We start from the raw sequence: 16,776 nt of genomic DNA on the forward strand, positions 1-16,776 counted from the left end.
AAACGAAGGCGGGGCTTTTTTGTGGGCGGTGGGTTTAGCCCATCATTCCTTTCACCAAGCGTTCCTGTTCGATCAGCTCACGCTGGCGTGCGTCGATACGTGACGACAGTGGGAAGTTGCTGCCGGCACGGCGCTTGGCGAAGTCCAGTTGTTGAATGGCCTGCTGGAAGTCGCCGACCAGGGCGAAGTACTCGGCGCGCGCCTGGTGCAGGCCGATGATATTGCCGGACAAGCCGCGCGTTTCGGCGACTTGGTACCACACGTCCGGATCGTCCGGGCGCGACTTGAGCAAACCGTCCAGGGCCTTTTCCGCATCGGCGGTGCGGTTCTGTTTGAGTAAAAGGTCCACTCGCACCTGGTTCAGCGGATAGTTGCCGGGGTACTGGGTGAGCATCCGGTCAGTGCGTTGCTGGGCATCCGGCAAGCGGTTGTTGGTGATGTCCAGTTCGATCTGCGCCAGGTTGTAGGTAATGTCGTTGGGCGACTTGGCCAACAGCGGGGCCAGGTTTTCCCGGGCTTCCTTGAGCTTGGTCCCCTTGATTTGGGCGATGGCCAGACCATAGCGCGCCACGTCGCTTTTCGGGTTTTCGTCCAGTTGGGCCTGGAAGCGCTTGGCGGCGAGGCCTGGCGTGTCTTCGTATTTCAGCTGCACCCGTGCGCGAATCAATTGATAACGCAGGCTGTCTTCGGTGCCGCCGAGCTTGGCCTGTTCGGCGCGGTTGCGGGTGTCGGCGATGCGCGATTCGGTCACCGGGTGAGTCAGCAGGAATTCCGGCGGCTTGGCGTCGAAGCGGTATTGACGCATCAGGCGCTCGAACATGGTCGGCATGGAGCGTGGGTCGTAACCGGCTTTCTCCAGGTTGAGGATGCCGATGCGGTCGGCTTCTTGTTCATTTTGGCGCGAGAACCGCCGTTGTTCCTGGATCGCCGCGGCCTGGGTGCCGGCAATTGCAGCAATGCCGGCGTCGCCCGCACCGGCTGCGGCGGCAATGATGCCGCCGAGCATCGCGGCCATCATCGGGATCTGCATGCGCTGTTGCGCTTCGACGCCGCGCGCGAAGTGACGCTGGGACAAGTGAGCCAGTTCGTGGGCCAGCACCGAGGCGTATTCACCTTCGGTCTGAGCGTTGAGGAACAACCCGCCGTTGACCCCGACGATACCGCCAGGTGCGGCAAAGGCGTTGAGCTGCGGGCTGTCGATCAGGATGAACTCCAGGCGGCGGTCATTGACCTGGCTGGTCTCCACCAGTTTGTACACGCTGGTTTCGACGTAATCCTTGAGCTGCGGATCGTTGAGCTGCGCCACCTGGCCGCGTAAGTAGGCAAGCCAGGCGCGACCCAGTTGGTATTCCTGTTGCGGCGAGACAATGGCTGAGCTGGCGTCGCCAAGTGACGGCAGGTCGTCGGCAAAGGCCGGGGAGGCCAGCAGGCAGGCCAGCGTCAGCAGGGTGGGGCGCAAAAAAGTCATGCACAGAGCCTTTCGACAAAGAGCTTACTGTAGCCGGACACTGAGCGTCGGACCAGATATTCTAAGCAACCTGAACGCTTGCCCGGAGTAAAACCATGACCGACGCTGTAGCCTTTGATGCCGAACTCGATGCCAGCGGCCTCAATTGCCCGTTGCCTTTGCTCAAGGCCAAACTCGAACTCAATCGATTGGCCAGCGGCGCGGTGCTCAAAGTCATCGCCACGGATGCCGGTTCCCAGCGTGATTTCCGCACCTTTGCCAGGCTGGCCGGTCATACCCTGGTGCATGAAGAAGACGCCGCCGGTGTCTACCGTTATTGGTTGCGCAAGGCCTGAAGCGTCCGCTTCCCACCACCCGAGGTTGATTGATGTTCAAAGTGTTACGAGACTGGATTCAGCGCTACTTCTCCGACGAGGAAGCCGTGGTGCTGGCGGTCCTGCTGTTCCTGGCCTTTACCGCCGTCCTCACCCTGGGTGGCATGCTCGCCCCGGTACTGGCGGGGATGGTGCTGGCCTACCTGATGCAGGGGTTGGTCACCACCCTGGAGCGTCTGCGCTTACCGGGCGCGGCGGCAGTGGGGCTGGTATTTGCTTTGTTCATGGGGCTGTTGCTGGTATTTATCGTGGTGGTCGTGCCACTGCTGTGGCACCAGTTGATCACCCTGTTCAATGAGTTGCCCGGCATGCTCGCCAAATGGCAGTCGCTATTGCTGCTGTTGCCGGAGCGCTACCCGCATCTGGTGTCGGATGAGCAGGTATTGCAAGCCATCGAAGTGGCGCGCGGCGAGATCGGAAAGTTCGGGCAGTGGGCGGTGACCTTTTCCCTGTCCAGCCTGCCGTTGCTGGTCAACATCATGATCTACCTGGTGCTGGTGCCGATCCTGGTATTTTTCTTCCTCAAGGACCGCGCGATGATCGGCCGCTGGGTAAGTGGCTATCTGCCGCGTGAGCGTGCGCTGATCACCCGGGTGGCCGAGGAGATGAACCGGCAGATCGCCAACTACATTCGCGGCAAGGTGATCGAGATCATCATCTGTGGCGGCGTGACCTACATCGCCTTTATTGCCCTGGACCTGAACTACGCGGCGCTGCTGGCATTGTTGGTGGGCATTTCAGTGGTGGTGCCGTATGTCGGCGCGGTGGTGGTGACGGTGCCGGTCACGTTGATCGCCTTGTTCCAGTGGGGCTGGAGCGACCAGTTTATCTACCTGATGGCGGTGTACGGCATCATCCAGACCCTGGACGGCAACGTACTGGTGCCGCTGCTGTTCTCGGAGGCGGTCAACCTGCATCCGGTGGCGATCATCTGCGCGGTATTGTTGTTCGGCGGGTTGTGGGGGTTCTGGGGCGTGTTCTTTGCGATCCCTCTGGCGACGCTGTTCAAGGCGGTGCTGGATGCATGGCCGCGGCAGGAACCGGTGGTGGCGCCCTTACTCTGAAGCGAGGGGAGGGCGCGTGCGCCCTCTCCCGATGATGCTCACGCGTTATGCAAAGCCTGGGCGGCCGCCAGCACGGCGTCCACATGCCCTGGCACTTTCACGCCACGCCATTCCTGGCGCAGCACGCCATCCTTGTCGATCAGGAAGGTGCTGCGATCCACGCCCAGGTATTCCTTGCCATACAGCTTCTTCAGCTTGATCACGTCAAACAGCTGGCAAACCGCTTCGTCCTTGTCGCTGATCAGCTCGAACGGGAATTCCTGCTTGCCCTTGAAGTTCTCATGGGACTTCACGCTGTCGCGCGACACGCCAAACACTTCGGTGTTGGCTGCCTTGAACGCTGCGTACTGGTCACGGAAACCCTGGCCTTCGGTGGTGCAACCCGGGGTGCTGTCCTTCGGGTAGAAGTAGATCACCACTTGCTTGCCCTTGAGGGCTGCGAGGCTGAAGGTCTGGCCGCTGGTGGCCTGGGCTTCGAAATCGGCTACGGGGTTGTCGATGACTACCGCCATGGGGGCTTCCTTACATTGGGTTCTGTGGGCGCCACGGCTCGATCAAGGCGTCGAGGTTCAGGGCATCGGCGAAGTCGAGGAACTGGTCGCGCAGCCAACTGATCTGCACGCCGGCCGGCAAGGTCACGGTAAACGTGGCGTTGAGCATGGTGCCGCCGGTTTGCGGTGCCTGGTAGGTGTCGCAGGTGAGGTTTTCCAGCTCGACGTTATGGTCGATGAAAAACTGGCACAACTCGTTGACGATGTCCGAGCGGTAGGCCGAACTGACATACGCCACATAAGGCAGGGCCTGCGGGCGGTTTTCCAGCGCGGCACTGCGTACCACATTGACGGTGAAGTCGTGCTTCTTGGCCAGGCCCGGCAGGCCGGTCTCCAGGCGTGCCAGGGCGTCCCAGGTGCCGGAAATCTGCAGCACCAGCGCACTGCACTCGCCATGGCGGGTGAGGCGGGAGGTGACGACGGCGCAGCGGTTTTCATGGCTGGCGCGGCACAGGACGTTGGTCAGCTCCATGGGGTTGGCGCCGAGGGCACTGATAACAAGGAATTGTTCGCGAACTGTGGGGGTGGACATGCAGCCTTCCTAAAACGATGAGCGGTCGATACGGTGAGGGCTGTATCGATCAAAGCATGAAGGGTAGCGAAAAGCGTCGCCAAGGGATAGGAGGTGGCGTTTTCATTGCGTGATCGGCGGGTTTTTACCCCGTCTCGACCCGCACTTTCGCGCAATGATGGCAATGCCCGTCGTTTAGTTGCGCCAGAACGCATCCTCAGGCGGTACTTCGCTTGTACAAGCATCTTGGCGCCAGTACCATTACGGCTCTCTTTTTCCGGCAGGAGCGGTTGCATGATTGCGGGCAGTATGGTGGCACTGGTCACACCCATGGATGCACAAGGTCGTCTCGACTGGGATAGCCTGGGCAAACTGGTGGACTTCCACCTGCAAGAGGGCACCAACGCCATTGTGGCGGTCGGCACCACAGGTGAGTCGGCCACTCTCGACGTGGAAGAACACATCCAGGTCATCGAGTTCGTGGTCAAGCGTGTCGCGGGCCGTATCGCCGTGATCGCCGGTACGGGCGCCAACTCGACGCGTGAAGCGATCGAGCTGACCAGGAACGCCAAGAAAGCCGGCGCCGACGCCTGCCTGCTGGTGACCCCGTACTACAACAAGCCGACCCAGGAAGGCCTGTACCAGCACTTCCGCACCATTGCCGAAGCGGTCGATATCCCGCAGATCCTCTATAACGTGCCAGGTCGCACCGCGTGCGACATGAAGGCCGAGACCGTGATCCGCCTGTCCACTGTGCCGAACATCATCGGCATCAAGGAAGCCACCGGCGACCTGCAGCGCGCCAAGGACATCCTGGCAGGCGTGAGCAGCGACTTCCTGGTGTATTCCGGCGACGATGCCACTGCTGTCGAGCTGATCCTGCTGGGCGGCAAGGGCAACATCTCGGTGACCGCCAACGTGGCCCCGCGTGCCATGAGCGACATGTGCGCCGCCGCCCTCGCCGGCGATGCCGTGACCGCGCGTGCGATTCACGAAAAACTGATGCCGCTCAACAAGACACTGTTTATCGAATCCAACCCTATTCCCGTGAAATGGGCGCTGTTCGAGATGGGCATGATGCCGGACGGTATCCGTCTGCCGCTCACCCGCCTCAGCGAAGCCTGTCACGAACCGCTGCGACAGGCCCTGCGCCAGTCCGGCGTCCTGGTTTAATTGAGGAAGCACTACGCATGAAGCGATTGGCCGGACTTTCCGCACTTGCCTTGATTATCTCCAGCACCAGCGGCTGCGGTTGGATCTGGGGCCCGGAAGGCTACTTCCGTGACCGCGGCAGCGATTACCTGGAAGCACAAGCAACCAAACCGATGCAATTGCCGCCGGACGTCAACGTCGCCAAGCGCCTTGACCCGTTGCTGCCGATTCCGCGCAATGTCGCCGACGACACCGCCAAGGGTGAGTACGTGGTGCCGCGTCCACAGCCGATCTCGGCCGTGGCGAATACCAGCGACTACAGCCTGCAGAAGAGCGGCGATTCGCGTTGGATCGTGGCACAGCGCCCACCTGCCGAAGTCTGGCCGGTGGCGGTGCAGTTCTTCCAGGACAATGGCTTTCGCATCGACGAGCAGCGCCCGCAGACCGGTGAGTTCACCACGGCGTGGCAGCAGGGCAGCGAGCTGTCCGCCAGCATGGCCAAGCGTTTGCAGTCCGGCGGTATCGCCGCTGACAGCGAAGCCCGTGTACGTGTACGCATCGAGCCTGGCGTGCAGCGCAATACCAGTGAAGTCTATGTGGTCAGCGCCGAGCGTCCTGCCGGCAGCACGTCCAACGTCGAGTTCACCAATCGCTCGGTCAACACCGGCGTCGACGCCGCACTGGTCGACGAGATGCTGGCCAGCATGAGCCGTATTTCCGAGAAGGGCGGTTCGATCTCCCTGCTCGCCGCACGCGATTACGACACCCCGAGCCGCGTCAGCCTCACCGAAGACGGCAGCGGCAACGTGGTGCTGAACCTGGGTGAAGACCTGGACCGTGCCTGGGCCAGTGTCGGTCGCGCGTTGGAACAAGGCCCTTGGCGTGTTGAAGACATCAACCGCAGCCTGGGCCTGTACTACATCAACGTGGCGGAAAAAGCCGAGAAGAAAGACGCCGAGCCAGGTTTCTTCAGCAAATTGTTCGGCAGCGCGCCGACCAAGGAAGAGATCGAAACCCGCGCCGAGCGTTATCAGATTCGTTTGAGCAAGGTTGGCGAAAGCGTGCAAGTCACCGTCGAGAAGAACATCAACACCGTTGCGCCAGCTGAAACAGCGCGCAAAGTGTTGGGCGTGATTCAGGACAACCTGGGCTGATCCGATGCGTTTTGCCGTTCTCGGCAGCGGTAGCCAAGGGAACGGCACGCTGGTCGCTCAAGACGACACGTATGTGCTGGTGGATTGTGGTTTCTCGTTAAGGGAAACCGAGCGGCGCCTGCTGCGCCTGGGGGTTCACCCCTCGCAGCTGAGCGCGATTCTGGTGACCCACGAACATGCCGACCATGTGCATGGCGTGGGTTTGCTGTCTCGGCGCTACAATCTTCCGGTGTACCTGAGTCGCGGCACCTTGCGCGGGATGCGCAAACCCATTGAACCCGCAGGCTTCCTGGCCGGTGGCGAGCAGTTGCAGATCGGTGCCTTGAGCATCGATGTGATTGCCGTGGCGCATGACGCCCAGGAGCCGACGCAGTATGTATTCAGTGGCGGCGAGCGACGTTTCGGCGTACTCACCGACCTGGGTTCCTACTGCGCCAAGGTGCTGGACGGTTACCGGGATCTCGATGCATTGATGATCGAGTCCAACCACTGCCGAGACCTGTTGGCTCGCGGTCATTACCCGTACTTTCTCAAGCAACGGGTGGGCGGCGAACTCGGGCATTTGAACAACCACCAGGCGGCGTACCTGGTGTATGAGTTGGGCTGGCAAGACCTGCAACACCTGGTCCTGGCCCACCTGAGCAGCAAGAACAACCTGCCGCAGCTGGCCCGGCAATGTTTTGTCGATACCCTTGGGTGCGACCCGGACTGGCTGCAACTGGCCGATCAAGATTCAGGGCTCGACTGGCGACACATCGCCTAGCCCACCTCACTCAAAGCGGAGCCCATCATGGAAAAACGTGAAGAACTCTACCGCGGCAAAGCCAAGTCGGTATACAAGACCGACGACGCCAACCGCCTGATCCTGCTGTTTCGCAACGACACTTCGGCGTTCGACGGCAAGCGCATCGAACAACTGGATCGCAAGGGCATGGTGAACAACAAGTTCAACGCCTTCATCATGCAGAAACTCGAAGCGGCCGGCATTCCGACCCAATTCGACAAACTGCTGAGCGACAACGAGTGCCTGGTCAAGAAGCTGGACATGATCCCGGTCGAATGCGTCGTGCGTAACTACGCCGCTGGCAGCCTGGTCAAGCGCCTGGGCGTGGAGGAGGGCCTCAAGCTCAACCCTTACACGTTCGAGCTGTTCCTGAAGGACGACGCCAAGGGCGACCCGTTCATCAACGAATCCCACGTCGTGGCGTTCGGCTGGGGCACCGCCGAGCAACTGGCGCGCATGAAGGAACTGTCCCTCAAGGTCAACGACGTGCTGAGCAAGCTGTTCGACGACGCCGGCCTCTTGCTGGTCGACTTCAAGCTTGAATTCGGCGTGTTCCACGACGGCTCCATCGTCCTGGGCGACGAATTCAGCCCGGACGGCTGCCGCCTGTGGGACAAGGACACCAAGAAGAAGATGGACAAAGACCGCTTCCGCCAAGGCCTCGGTGATGTGATCGAAGCCTACGAAGAAGTCGCCAAGCGCCTCGGCGTACCGCTGTAATCGACGCAAGCATCTGATAGCACGGAAAAAAATCGCTTCGGCGCTTTGCTTTCCAGAGACAGGCTGTTATGATGCGCGCCGTTGGAGAGATGCCAGAGTGGCCGAATGGGACGGATTCGAAATCCGTTGTACCTTCACCGGTACCTAGGGTTCGAATCCCTATCTCTCCGCCATATTTAAAGGCCCCGAGCGCATTTTGCCTCGGGGCCTTTTTGCATTTGGTTGTAGATTGGGGGAAATCTGGGGGATTGGCTCCCCTTGCGATTCCCCCAGCCCCCCTTCAATATTCGTAGATGGCCTATTACGAGAAGCGCGGTGACGCCTGGCGAGCCCAGATCCGTCGCAAAGGATATCCGACACTTTCTTCAACCTTCGACACCAAGGCAGAAGCCCAGCGATGGGCCGCCGAGATCGAGGGTGATATGTCACGCAAGCGATTCGTTGATACCCGAGAGGCTGAGAGCACCACGCTCACCGAAGCCCTGACGCGGTACGTCAACGAGGTGAGCGAGGCGAAGAAAGGATCGGCCCAGGAGAAGGTGCGCGCCAAGAAGTGGCAGAAATCGGAGTGGGGCAGCAAGTCTCTGGCTGCGATCCGCTCGAGCGATATGGCAGCGTACCGGGATGCCGAACTGAAGGCCGGGAAGTCCACGGCCACCGTCCGGCTGAACCTGGCGCTGATCAGCCACCTATATACAGTTGCGGCGAAGGACTGGGGCATTCAGGGCCTGAAAAACCCGTGCACCGCTATTCGCATGCCGAAGGGCAGTAAGCAACGGGAGCGCCGGCCGACAACCGCCGAGCTGAAGGCGCTGCTCAAGCACGCAGGCGATATCAATGCCGAGCTGCCGGTGATTATTGAACTGGCAGTCGAGACAGCGATGCGCCGGTCCGAGCTGGTCATGCTGCGAAAGGATCAAGTTCGGGGGAGAGTTGCATTCCTCGAGGACACGAAGAACGGCGAGCGCCGATCCGTCCCACTGTCAAAGCGGGCGGTTGAGCTCTTAGATGGGTTGCCGACGCCGATTGATGGAGGCAGGTTCTTTCATTTGAAACTGGACAGCGTGAGCAACTATTTCGCCCTGGCGTGTGAGGCGGCGAAGATCAAAGACCTCCGCCTTCACGATATGCGGCATGAGGCCACGAGCCGCCTGTTTGAGCGCGGCCTGTCGGTCATGGAGATCAGCACCATCACCGGCCACAAGACCCTCTCGATGCTCAAGCGCTACACGCACCTTTGCCCCAACGACCTGGCCGAGAAGCTGGGATAGCCCAAGCATCAGGCCACACCCCGCAAGGTCGGCGGCGGCAACCGCTTCCGGCCGACCTTCGGCGCCTTGTTCTCCCCGTCGCGGCATGCCCGCAAAAACTCCCGCACATCCTCCTTCAGCCAGCAATGCCTGATGCCCATCTTGAAGCCCTTGGGCAGCCACGGTACACCCCGGCGGATCCCCTCCCTGACAGACGCTTCAGTTCGGCCAAGCATCTTGCCCAGGCCGTCCACAAACACAATCTCGGCTTCTTCTGTCATGGCTTCACCTTCAGGCCGAGTGATTCGATGGCTGCTTCTGTCTCTGATTTTGAGATGTAGCCAGAGTAATCAATGTTGCGATCCTCTCTTGGCAACTCCACCTCAATGTCTGCGCGCGACGAGATCCAGACGTGTAGCGCCCATCCCTGCGCACAACTCTGCCGCAACTCTCGCTGATCGTCGTGCCACCACCAGGTCAGGAATTCCTGCCGCATTTTCTCAGTACCCATCATTCATCCTCCCCAGCTTTGGCGCGGGACTTGAACTCGACCGCATTCGTCAGCGTGCGTGCGTAGTCGAGCAGCGGAGCCGACCAGTCGCGACCCACACCATCGTCAAACCCAAACAGCATGCCGCCCAGTGCTAATTCAAGATCTGCCACACGATTTTTAAGCTCGGAGTTTTCTTCGATAAGATCGGTAATCATGCTCACTTCACCACCTCCACAGCCTTGAATTGCCCCGGCCGCCAAAGCCTGCTTGGCTCGCCACGGTAGAAGCTGACGTAGCTCCCTCGGGTTGATGTCGACTTGCTGACACGGTGCCAGCGGCCGGTGTTGTCTTGGATTCGGTGGGTGGTCATAGCGAGTCCTCGCGGGCCTTACGATTGCGTGCGTACTCACAGACGCTATAAAAAAGTTCCGCAGGGACTCGTTCTCGTAGGGCGCTGATGAGGCGCTCATTGTATGAATTAGCTTCTACATGCTTTCGCTTGATGTCACTCTCGCGCGCCTTCCACGCCTTCAAGCTTGATTCGTAATTAGCTAATGATCGCGATAGCTTTTCCTTTTCTCGTATCAATTTTTCCTGAGCTTGATGCAGTTCGGTGCGCAGCGATGCCTCGGCCCATCGTCGTAGCCATGCATTCAAAAACGTTCTCACGCCTTCCTCCCCGACTTCCGCACCCAGCGCTCAGTCGTCACAGTGATAAAATTGCGGATGCCGGTCAGTACCTGGAACATCTCGCCGTCGAATTCGATGAATAGGCCTGATTTCCTGCGCTCCGGTACGCGGTCGATCACGTCGAGCAGCTTGCCTACGCCGCCATCCTCCCTCCGTTCGTGCACGTCAAAGCAGGCCATGGCGTTCCACCTCGATGCGCTTCTGAATCCCCACCCGATAGCTCTCCGGCCGTAACGCGGCAGTGCGCTCGATGTTCTCGATAACGCGCTCTACGCCACCCAGGATCGGGTCAATCTGGCGGCCGGCTTTGATCAACTCATCAGCCAGGTGCCAGCCTTCGATTTCTTCAATGCGAGACATGGCAAAGCTCCTTGCCGGGGTGCGGCAGGCATGCGAATACGCCGCTATAGCGGCTGACTTTGAAGGGGGAGGGGTTACAGAGAGGGGTTGAGGCGTTTCAGCTCGTCGAGGCAGGCGTTCCGGGACTGGAAAACTCGCCGTGCAGTTTGATTGATGCTGCCTTGTAAGCCTCGTGGGCCAAGCAAGGATCATCAAAAAGCCCGAGATAGTGGCGCTTGCCATATGCCGTGATTTGGGATCTGTATTTCTGCGCTCGGCCGTACCAGCTAACGCCTTTGAATCCCGAGGTATTGCTTGGCGGAATTGGTGTGTTGAACGCATTTTGCGAATGAGTGGCTTCTCTCAGATTGCATATGCGGTTATCTGATTTATCCATGTTTATGTGGTCAACGTGCCCCTTTGGCCAATCGCCTGTATGGAAAAGCCAAGCCAGTCTCTGGCATGGAAATTTGATTCTGTCCACGGATATGAGCAAATATCCGGAGTGGTGAAGGCATCCAGCCACGGATCCGGATTCACGCCCGTTCTTCCTCGCCGTCTTCCATCTGAATTCGCCGGTCAACGAATCATACGAAAGCGATGCCAGGACCAGCGCTTTGTTTGCCGGTGTCTCCTTCGCCTTCCGCTTCTCAAGAATTCCACCAGGATCACGCGGCACGCCGTCAATCGTTTGGTTGGTGGTCATGGCTTCTGCGCCTCTGCTTTGAGTTGGCGGTACTCAGCAATCAGGTTGAGCACTATGTCCGGCGTGCATTTTAGGAAGAATGCTTCGTCTTGCTCGCCCTTTTCGCCAACGAATCCGAATTCATTGTTTTTGTGGTCTACCTTCAGCACCAGCGTTCCGTCGTTACCTAGGCACTCGTATTTCAGGCCACCACCTGCAGCGGGCAACCGATCAAAATTCCGACCTTTCGTGGCCGCACGTGCAGCTTTTTCAAGATCTTCGTAGGGATCATTTGAAAACATAAATCACCTCAGCAAATCAGTTGTGCCAGTGCCAGCAGGCACCAGCAGTAGGCGGGGAGTTAAACGCCTGGGCGGCCTTTGAAGGAGAGCCAGATGTAGTGTCGGCCCTTGGCGGTGACCTTGATCTTGTCGGCCTGACGATTCCAACTGATCAGCCGCAGCTCTTCAAGGATGCACGTAATCGTGTGCCCCTGGTGCCAACCGGCCAAGGCCTTGATGCAGCCCTGGGCTATCAGGCCACGGAAGTCGTCATGCCCGAAGTTGGTACCCTGGAACGAGCCCCGCATCTGCTCGTCGGTCACGAGGTCAGTGACTGCGTTAACGCTTGGGTCTCGGCGGTAGCATTTATGCGTCATCGCCACCACCATCTACTGGATTGAGTGCGGCGCCACTGTTTTGGGACAGGTAAACGATCAGGTCGCTCAGGCATTTCCGCTGCATACCGGGACTTGCATCCCTGACCTTTTTCGCCATCGTCAGCGCCTCGTTCAGGTGTTCCCGGTATACCGAGCAGTTGTCAGCACGGCTTTCTGCCAAATCCTTCAGTGACAGCTTCACGCGGCTCAGGCGCTCAACCTCTTTCCCCAGCATATCCACCCGCTCATCCGCTACGGTCAGGCGCTGTTGTAGGGCTTCTGCGATGGGGCCATATCTGCCGGATAACTGTTTTATGGTTTCCGCCTGATTGGAGATCTGTAGATTCAACGCAGCCTCACGCCCCAGCGCCGCGTCACGCTCGGCGGTTACACGGTCGAATTCTTGCTCTTCGACAAAGCGTTCAGCCTTAACCGAGTCCACAACAGGGATCGCCGCGTACCCATTCGAACTGATAAACCGATACCGCTTCACTTCACTCATGACCCACCTCCAAATAATCAGAAATCACAACCGACGGCCTCTGTAGGCAACCGGCATAAACACAAAATTGTCTCGGCTAATTTCAACGACCGTCCACTCTTCATTGGTCAGTCGAGTCATTAGCTCGCTGAATCGGTATTGGCGGATCATGGGGTTCTCCAGGCGCTGCTAGGCGGCGTCAGTCGTCGATCGATAGGATGGAGAATGCTGTTGCTGCCACTCTTGGAACTTGTCCATTGCCAAGGGCTTTAATTCGGTCCAACCGGAAGGCCACCCCATCAGCCATTCGACCCACTCCGGGTTCAGTGGGCCACCTATGACTTGAGGCAGGCACTCGTCTGATTTGCTCCCGGTCCTTTCCATTCGGCTTTTCCCCGGGTGCCGGTAATCCCTGCGGACCGGTGTTGGCCAAAGCTTCACGGCCGCGCTCAGGCCCCATCCTGCATTCTTGCTGCTGCCCGGTTGGTTGTGGTTCCCGCACACGGTTATCGTTGGCCACAATCCAGATGCGTTCGCGTTGATGGGGCGCGTCAAGGTCGGATGCTGAAACAATGCACCACTTCGCGTCATACCCCATTTCGGCAAGGTCACCGAGGACCAGTGCAAGTCCTCTTCCCACAAGTAGAGGTGAGTTTTCCACGTAGACGTAGGCAGGTCGTACCTCGCCGACGATTCGCGCCATTTCACGCCAGAGTCCGGAGCGGGCACCATCAATGCCGTCGCCATTCCCGGCAGCTGATATGTCCTGACACGGGAATCCGCCAGAAACCACGTCAACAAGGCCGCGCCATGGTCTTCCGTCAAAACTGCACACGTCAGACCAAATCGGGAAAGCTGGGAGGGCTCCATCGTTTTGTCGTTGCGCCAGAACTTGTGCGGCGTAGGCATCACGCTCAACGGCGCAGACGGTGCGCCACCCGAGCAGGTGGCCGCCGAGTATTCCGCCGCCAGCGCCTGCGAAAAGAGCCAGCTCATTCATGTTATCTCCAGGTAGGCGCCGCCCTCCGGGTTCCGGATGCAGCGAGTAGGGTGGGTTATTCTTCGTTGCAGATGCGCAGTGATTCGCGGTTGTAGGCGAGCTGCAGTTTTGCCGATCGTTCTTTCGGTTGGGCTGCCATGATCAGGCCTGCTTGGCTGGTTTCGCGAAGAATGCCGGCGCTGGGCCTTTGGTTGCCTTCGGATAGTCGATATCGAACTTGGCCAGTAACCGCTCGAAGTTTTTCCGGTTGGTTTGGATGCTTTCGCGCGCCTGGTTCCTGCTGAAGCCTCGCGCCAAGAGTTCGCGGATCAGTGCGGCGTTTCTGGTATCGCGTTCTTCATCGACAAACCGAAGATCCTTCTTGCCTCGCGTATCTGCCGGCTGGAATTTGAATCCGCCAAGCCGTGCAAGCCGCTGCAATGACCGTATGTGCATGCCGGTTCTCAGGATGGCCTGGGTATAGGTCATGGTCTCGGCCAGCCCCCTGATGCACTCCAGTTCATCCGCTTTGGCTTTCTCGCGCATTACCTTCCTTTCATCGCGCTCGATGTCCCGGAGCGCCATTTTGTCCAGGAACTTGACTGGCTCCGCGATGCACGCCGGGGCCTTTTTCTTCCTTGGCTTCGGTTCTGGGTGGTGCCTGACGGGTGGTGGCCTGAAGCTTGGCCCCTCCAGCACCTGGATAGTCCCTCCACGGCTCAAGAAGGATTCGATATCGTGAGCCAGGGCGCAGGATGCGCCGCGCAGACGCTCAACTTCGTTCTGAAGGATGCTGATCATGCTGCTATCCCCAATACCCGATTCATTCGGTCGTCCAAGATTTCGTAGAAGGTTTTGACCCGCTCCGACAGCTTGCGGATCAGCGCCTCATCCCGGTATGCGCGCTTGATGAACAGCGGCATGCCTGGCCAGTAGCAAACGAAGTCGATCCACTCACGCTCCGAGATCCATAGGCCGCCCTGGCATTGGGCTACGTGCTCTTTCGGGATCTCGCCGGAGAGGATCACCTCGACCTGAAACTTCGGCAGCTTTGTTTTGATCTCGGTCAGACCAGGCTCGCCGACCAGTGAGTCAGGCGAATAGCCAGCGCCGTGGTTCAGGATGATCGCAACCTGCTTGGTCTCGACCTCTTCGCGCTGCTCGTACAGCTTGCGGGCAACACCTTCCAGCTCGTGGCCGCGCTCTGTGTGGCGGTTGCCCTGGAATGGGTCGGCAGCCTCACCGGTGATGCGCTCGCCGATCAGCGTGTTCATGTAGCTGAATGCGCCTACACCGAAACCAGCCTCGCCCTTGCCGCTGGTAAGCAGGCACTCCAGCTCAGAACAAGTGACGATGCCCAGGCGTAAGGCCAGCCACTCAGGCGATCCCTGCTCAACTTCTGTGATGATTTGCATGGTCTCTTTACCCCGCTTGCTGAGCCGCCTTGGCAGCTTTTGAGATTGAGTTGTTCAACCCTGCCACTACGCCGTCAAAGGCAGACCTCGCAATCTGGCCAGGGTCGCCGTACATCTTTTCAAAGTTGGCGTGAACGGCCTCGCTGCACTTGTCCAGAAGGGCCTGTACCTGCCTTGCTTGGGCTGGCGTGACCAACTGATCGGATGGCTCGACATATCCATCGTTGTCGTTGTCGTCGCCGCTGGTGATGTTCAGCAGGGCGCACATCACATAACGCTTGCCGTAGGTAGTGGTCGAGCCAACCGACTGCACGGCGCTACGTCCGGCGCCCGTATCGAGTGGCAGAATCATGGTCGTTTCTTCGCGGTGGCCGCCCTTGTGCATCAGAATGCCGGTGATACTCACGCCGGCAGCCTGGTTGACGATCTTGAACGAAACGCCAAATCCAAATTTGGCCATCACCGGGCGCACGGCGTAGTTGATGTCATCCAGATCGGCGTACATCTTCTTGGTGTGCGTGTTTTCGGTGCGCTTCTCGACAGATGGCATTTCGCACTGCATTTCAGCGAACGAGGCGTTGAAGGCTTCAAGCGCGGTTTTAGCCTCCATCCGGTCTTGAAGGGAGATCAGGCGCTCCAGCTTGTCCATGTCGCAGCGAGGATCAAGGGCAAGGCGGCTGATGGTCGACAACATGCTGATTTCCTGCGCTGGCTGGGCAGCCATTTGGCGATCGCGCTCCAGCGGCATAATGATTTCTTGCGACATGGCTATAGCCTCAAAATTGGATAGTGATGTGGGGGACTTCGCCGCGGGCGATCTTCAGGACGATGGCCTTGGCCAGCTCTTCGCTGATGTTCATGCCGATCAAAGCCTGCTTGGCTTCGCCCAGGATTTTCGACTTATGCGCTACGTCATCCTGGCGCGCCTGTTGCTGGCGCAGGATTTCGTCTGCTGCTGCGTTGGCTCGGGCGACCTCATCCAGTCGAGCCCGCTCTACGGCTTCTTCCTGGCGGCGTATGGAGTCAAGACGCTCCTGCTCGGCGCGCTGCTCGGCAGCAACACGGCTTGCCTCTGCCTGGGCCGCCGCTGTGCGTGCTTGCTCGGCTTGCAGCTCCAGTTGCAGGCGCTGGCGTTCGGCGGCGGCTTCTGCATCACGGGCGGCCTGTTCGGTTGCCCGCTGCGCTGCTGCGGCCTGATCCAGCAACTCCTGCTCGCGGCGCGCTGCTGCGTCGCGCTCAGCTTTTGCGCGCTCTTCGGCCTGGCGCTGGGCCTGCTCAGCCGCTACCCGTGCAATCTCTGCATCGCGGTCTCGCTGGGCCTGAGCTTCTGCCTCGGCGCGCAGCCTGACCAGTTCGGCTTGCTCGGCCTCGTACTGGGTGCGCTCGGCCAGAATGCCGCGCAGCTTGACCAGGGTCTGATCCTTCACCTGGGCGGCTTCGACCAAGAACTCTTCCCATGTGTCGTTGATCGCGATCAGCTCCAGGTCGGCGATGATCTTGGCGACACAGGCAGCACTAGGCGACTCTTCGAAAAAGGCCAGGTCTTTGATGTTCTGGATGCCGTCGACGTGTTTGTCGGTGCGGGCAATCTCTGCCTGTTCCCAGTCCGTCAGCGGCTTGCGGGTAGCGTCGCGCAGGTTGTCCATCTTGGTGACGAACTCGCGCAGCTCGGCCTCGACGACCTTCGGCATTTCCTTGAGACGCTTCAGGTAGTCGCGACCCGGCTTCTCGACTGCCGTCTTCGATTTGCTGACGGTTGCTGCCAGGCTGGCGATGCGGGCGCGGCCCTTGGCCGTCTTGAGGTCCGGCACCTCGCCAGTTACTTCGGCTTTCACCGCGTCGAAGAACTGGCCCAGGCCGCCGGCAACATAAATGGCCGGCGCGTTGTCGGCGCTGATGTCGTCGATGGTGATGACTTGCTGATTTGCGGACACGTGGGAATCCTTGCCGCGATGCTCGCAGCGATTGAAGGTGTTGGTTATTGAGTGATTCGATCAGCGAGGGCGCC

At 59.5% G+C, this 16,776-nt stretch carries 24 protein-coding genes and 1 tRNA gene; 8 read left to right on the plus strand and 17 right to left on the minus strand.

Translation table 11 applies throughout. The features are described from left to right. Nucleotides 1-34: 34 nt before the first annotated feature. Nucleotides 35-1,468, minus strand: a complete 1,434-nt coding sequence (locus tag C8K66_RS03625) for a M48 family metalloprotease (RefSeq protein ID WP_057004971.1) — start codon at nucleotides 1,466-1,468, stop codon at nucleotides 35-37. Between the two features lie 95 nt (nucleotides 1,469-1,563). Here C8K66_RS03625 and C8K66_RS03630 point away from each other — a divergent pair, with 95 nt between their 5' ends. Further along, nucleotides 1,564-1,803, plus strand: coding sequence for a sulfurtransferase TusA family protein (locus tag C8K66_RS03630; protein WP_017844915.1), 240 nt, complete (start codon nucleotides 1,564-1,566; stop codon nucleotides 1,801-1,803). A 32-nt stretch (nucleotides 1,804-1,835) separates the two neighbouring features. Beyond that, nucleotides 1,836-2,906 (plus strand): AI-2E family transporter, encoded by a 1,071-nt coding sequence (locus tag C8K66_RS03635; protein WP_017844916.1) that lies wholly within the window; start codon nucleotides 1,836-1,838, stop codon nucleotides 2,904-2,906. 38 nt (nucleotides 2,907-2,944) lie between these two features. Here C8K66_RS03635 and C8K66_RS03640 read toward each other — a convergent pair whose 3' ends face one another. Beyond that, on the minus strand, nucleotides 2,945-3,418 hold the full coding sequence (locus tag C8K66_RS03640; protein ID WP_108524275.1) for a peroxiredoxin: 474 nt from the start codon (nucleotides 3,416-3,418) through the stop codon (nucleotides 2,945-2,947). Nucleotides 3,419-3,428: 10 nt separating this feature from the next. Beyond that, nucleotides 3,429-3,989 (minus strand): glycine cleavage system protein R, encoded by a 561-nt coding sequence (locus C8K66_RS03645; protein WP_003172487.1) that lies wholly within the window; start codon nucleotides 3,987-3,989, stop codon nucleotides 3,429-3,431. A gap of 273 nt (nucleotides 3,990-4,262) precedes the next feature. Here C8K66_RS03645 and dapA point away from each other — a divergent pair, with 273 nt between their 5' ends. From dapA to C8K66_RS03675, 6 genes are all read left to right on the plus strand, one after another. Next, the gene (gene dapA / locus C8K66_RS03650; RefSeq protein ID WP_017844918.1) at nucleotides 4,263-5,141 is read left to right on the plus strand and encodes a 4-hydroxy-tetrahydrodipicolinate synthase; all 879 of its coding nucleotides are present in this window, start codon (nucleotides 4,263-4,265) and stop codon (nucleotides 5,139-5,141) included. 17 nt (nucleotides 5,142-5,158) lie between these two features. After that, nucleotides 5,159-6,274 (plus strand): outer membrane protein assembly factor BamC, encoded by a 1,116-nt coding sequence (gene bamC / locus C8K66_RS03655; RefSeq protein WP_046490359.1) that lies wholly within the window; start codon nucleotides 5,159-5,161, stop codon nucleotides 6,272-6,274. A gap of 4 nt (nucleotides 6,275-6,278) precedes the next feature. After that, on the plus strand, nucleotides 6,279-7,037 hold the full coding sequence (locus C8K66_RS03660; protein WP_017844920.1) for an MBL fold metallo-hydrolase: 759 nt from the start codon (nucleotides 6,279-6,281) through the stop codon (nucleotides 7,035-7,037). A gap of 27 nt (nucleotides 7,038-7,064) precedes the next feature. Further along, nucleotides 7,065-7,778, plus strand: coding sequence for a phosphoribosylaminoimidazolesuccinocarboxamide synthase (gene purC, locus C8K66_RS03665; RefSeq protein WP_017844921.1), 714 nt, complete (start codon nucleotides 7,065-7,067; stop codon nucleotides 7,776-7,778). 83 nt (nucleotides 7,779-7,861) lie between these two features. Further along, nucleotides 7,862-7,951, plus strand: a tRNA-Ser gene (locus C8K66_RS03670). Between the two features lie 120 nt (nucleotides 7,952-8,071). Beyond that, nucleotides 8,072-9,049, plus strand: coding sequence for a site-specific integrase (locus C8K66_RS03675; protein WP_108524276.1), 978 nt, complete (start codon nucleotides 8,072-8,074; stop codon nucleotides 9,047-9,049). Between the two features lie 8 nt (nucleotides 9,050-9,057). Here the strand turns inward: C8K66_RS03675 and C8K66_RS03680 are convergent, their stop codons facing one another. The 14 genes from C8K66_RS03680 to C8K66_RS03745 form a co-directional block, all read right to left on the minus strand. Then, entirely contained in the window at nucleotides 9,058-9,309 is a 252-nt protein-coding gene (locus tag C8K66_RS03680; protein ID WP_108524277.1) for a hypothetical protein, read from the minus strand. Next, a complete protein-coding gene (locus tag C8K66_RS03685; RefSeq protein ID WP_108524278.1) occupies nucleotides 9,306-9,539 on the minus strand; it encodes a hypothetical protein in 234 nt (77 codons plus the stop codon). Before C8K66_RS03685 ends, C8K66_RS03680 begins: the two co-directional genes overlap by 4 nt. Next, a complete protein-coding gene (locus C8K66_RS03690; RefSeq protein WP_110644298.1) occupies nucleotides 9,539-9,736 on the minus strand; it encodes a hypothetical protein in 198 nt (65 codons plus the stop codon). The genes C8K66_RS03685 and C8K66_RS03690 overlap by 1 nt, the downstream gene beginning before the upstream one ends. Before the next feature lie 450 nt (nucleotides 9,737-10,186). Further along, a complete protein-coding gene (locus C8K66_RS03695; protein WP_108524280.1) occupies nucleotides 10,187-10,390 on the minus strand; it encodes a hypothetical protein in 204 nt (67 codons plus the stop codon). Then, complete coding sequence (locus C8K66_RS03700) at nucleotides 10,377-10,571, minus strand: hypothetical protein (protein WP_108524281.1); 195 nt, start codon at nucleotides 10,569-10,571, stop codon at nucleotides 10,377-10,379. Before C8K66_RS03700 ends, C8K66_RS03695 begins: the two co-directional genes overlap by 14 nt. A gap of 97 nt (nucleotides 10,572-10,668) precedes the next feature. After that, a complete protein-coding gene (locus tag C8K66_RS03705) occupies nucleotides 10,669-11,256 on the minus strand; it encodes an HNH endonuclease (protein WP_108524282.1) in 588 nt (195 codons plus the stop codon). Next, nucleotides 11,253-11,537, minus strand: a complete 285-nt coding sequence (locus tag C8K66_RS03710; RefSeq protein ID WP_108524283.1) for a hypothetical protein — start codon at nucleotides 11,535-11,537, stop codon at nucleotides 11,253-11,255. Before C8K66_RS03710 ends, C8K66_RS03705 begins: the two co-directional genes overlap by 4 nt. A 59-nt stretch (nucleotides 11,538-11,596) precedes the next feature. After that, complete coding sequence (locus tag C8K66_RS03715) at nucleotides 11,597-11,893, minus strand: hypothetical protein (RefSeq protein WP_108524284.1); 297 nt, start codon at nucleotides 11,891-11,893, stop codon at nucleotides 11,597-11,599. Beyond that, on the minus strand, nucleotides 11,883-12,395 hold the full coding sequence (locus tag C8K66_RS03720; protein WP_108524285.1) for a hypothetical protein: 513 nt from the start codon (nucleotides 12,393-12,395) through the stop codon (nucleotides 11,883-11,885). The genes C8K66_RS03715 and C8K66_RS03720 overlap by 11 nt, the downstream gene beginning before the upstream one ends. Before the next feature lie 178 nt (nucleotides 12,396-12,573). Next, complete coding sequence (locus C8K66_RS03725) at nucleotides 12,574-13,374, minus strand: DNA cytosine methyltransferase (protein WP_108524286.1); 801 nt, start codon at nucleotides 13,372-13,374, stop codon at nucleotides 12,574-12,576. Between the two features lie 141 nt (nucleotides 13,375-13,515). Beyond that, on the minus strand, nucleotides 13,516-14,154 hold the full coding sequence (locus C8K66_RS03730) for a hypothetical protein (protein ID WP_108524287.1): 639 nt from the start codon (nucleotides 14,152-14,154) through the stop codon (nucleotides 13,516-13,518). Further along, the gene (locus C8K66_RS03735; protein ID WP_108524288.1) at nucleotides 14,151-14,768 is read right to left on the minus strand and encodes a lambda exonuclease family protein; all 618 of its coding nucleotides are present in this window, start codon (nucleotides 14,766-14,768) and stop codon (nucleotides 14,151-14,153) included. Before C8K66_RS03735 ends, C8K66_RS03730 begins: the two co-directional genes overlap by 4 nt. Before the next feature lie 7 nt (nucleotides 14,769-14,775). Continuing rightward, nucleotides 14,776-15,534, minus strand: a complete 759-nt coding sequence (locus C8K66_RS03740; RefSeq protein ID WP_218278004.1) for an ERF family protein — start codon at nucleotides 15,532-15,534, stop codon at nucleotides 14,776-14,778. 10 nt (nucleotides 15,535-15,544) lie between these two features. Further along, nucleotides 15,545-16,702, minus strand: coding sequence for a hypothetical protein (locus C8K66_RS03745; protein ID WP_108524289.1), 1,158 nt, complete (start codon nucleotides 16,700-16,702; stop codon nucleotides 15,545-15,547). Nucleotides 16,703-16,776: the final 74 nt, after the last annotated feature.

The organism is Pseudomonas sp. GV105, from assembly GCF_003058185.1.
Lineage (GTDB): Bacteria > Pseudomonadota > Gammaproteobacteria > Pseudomonadales > Pseudomonadaceae > Aquipseudomonas > Aquipseudomonas veronii.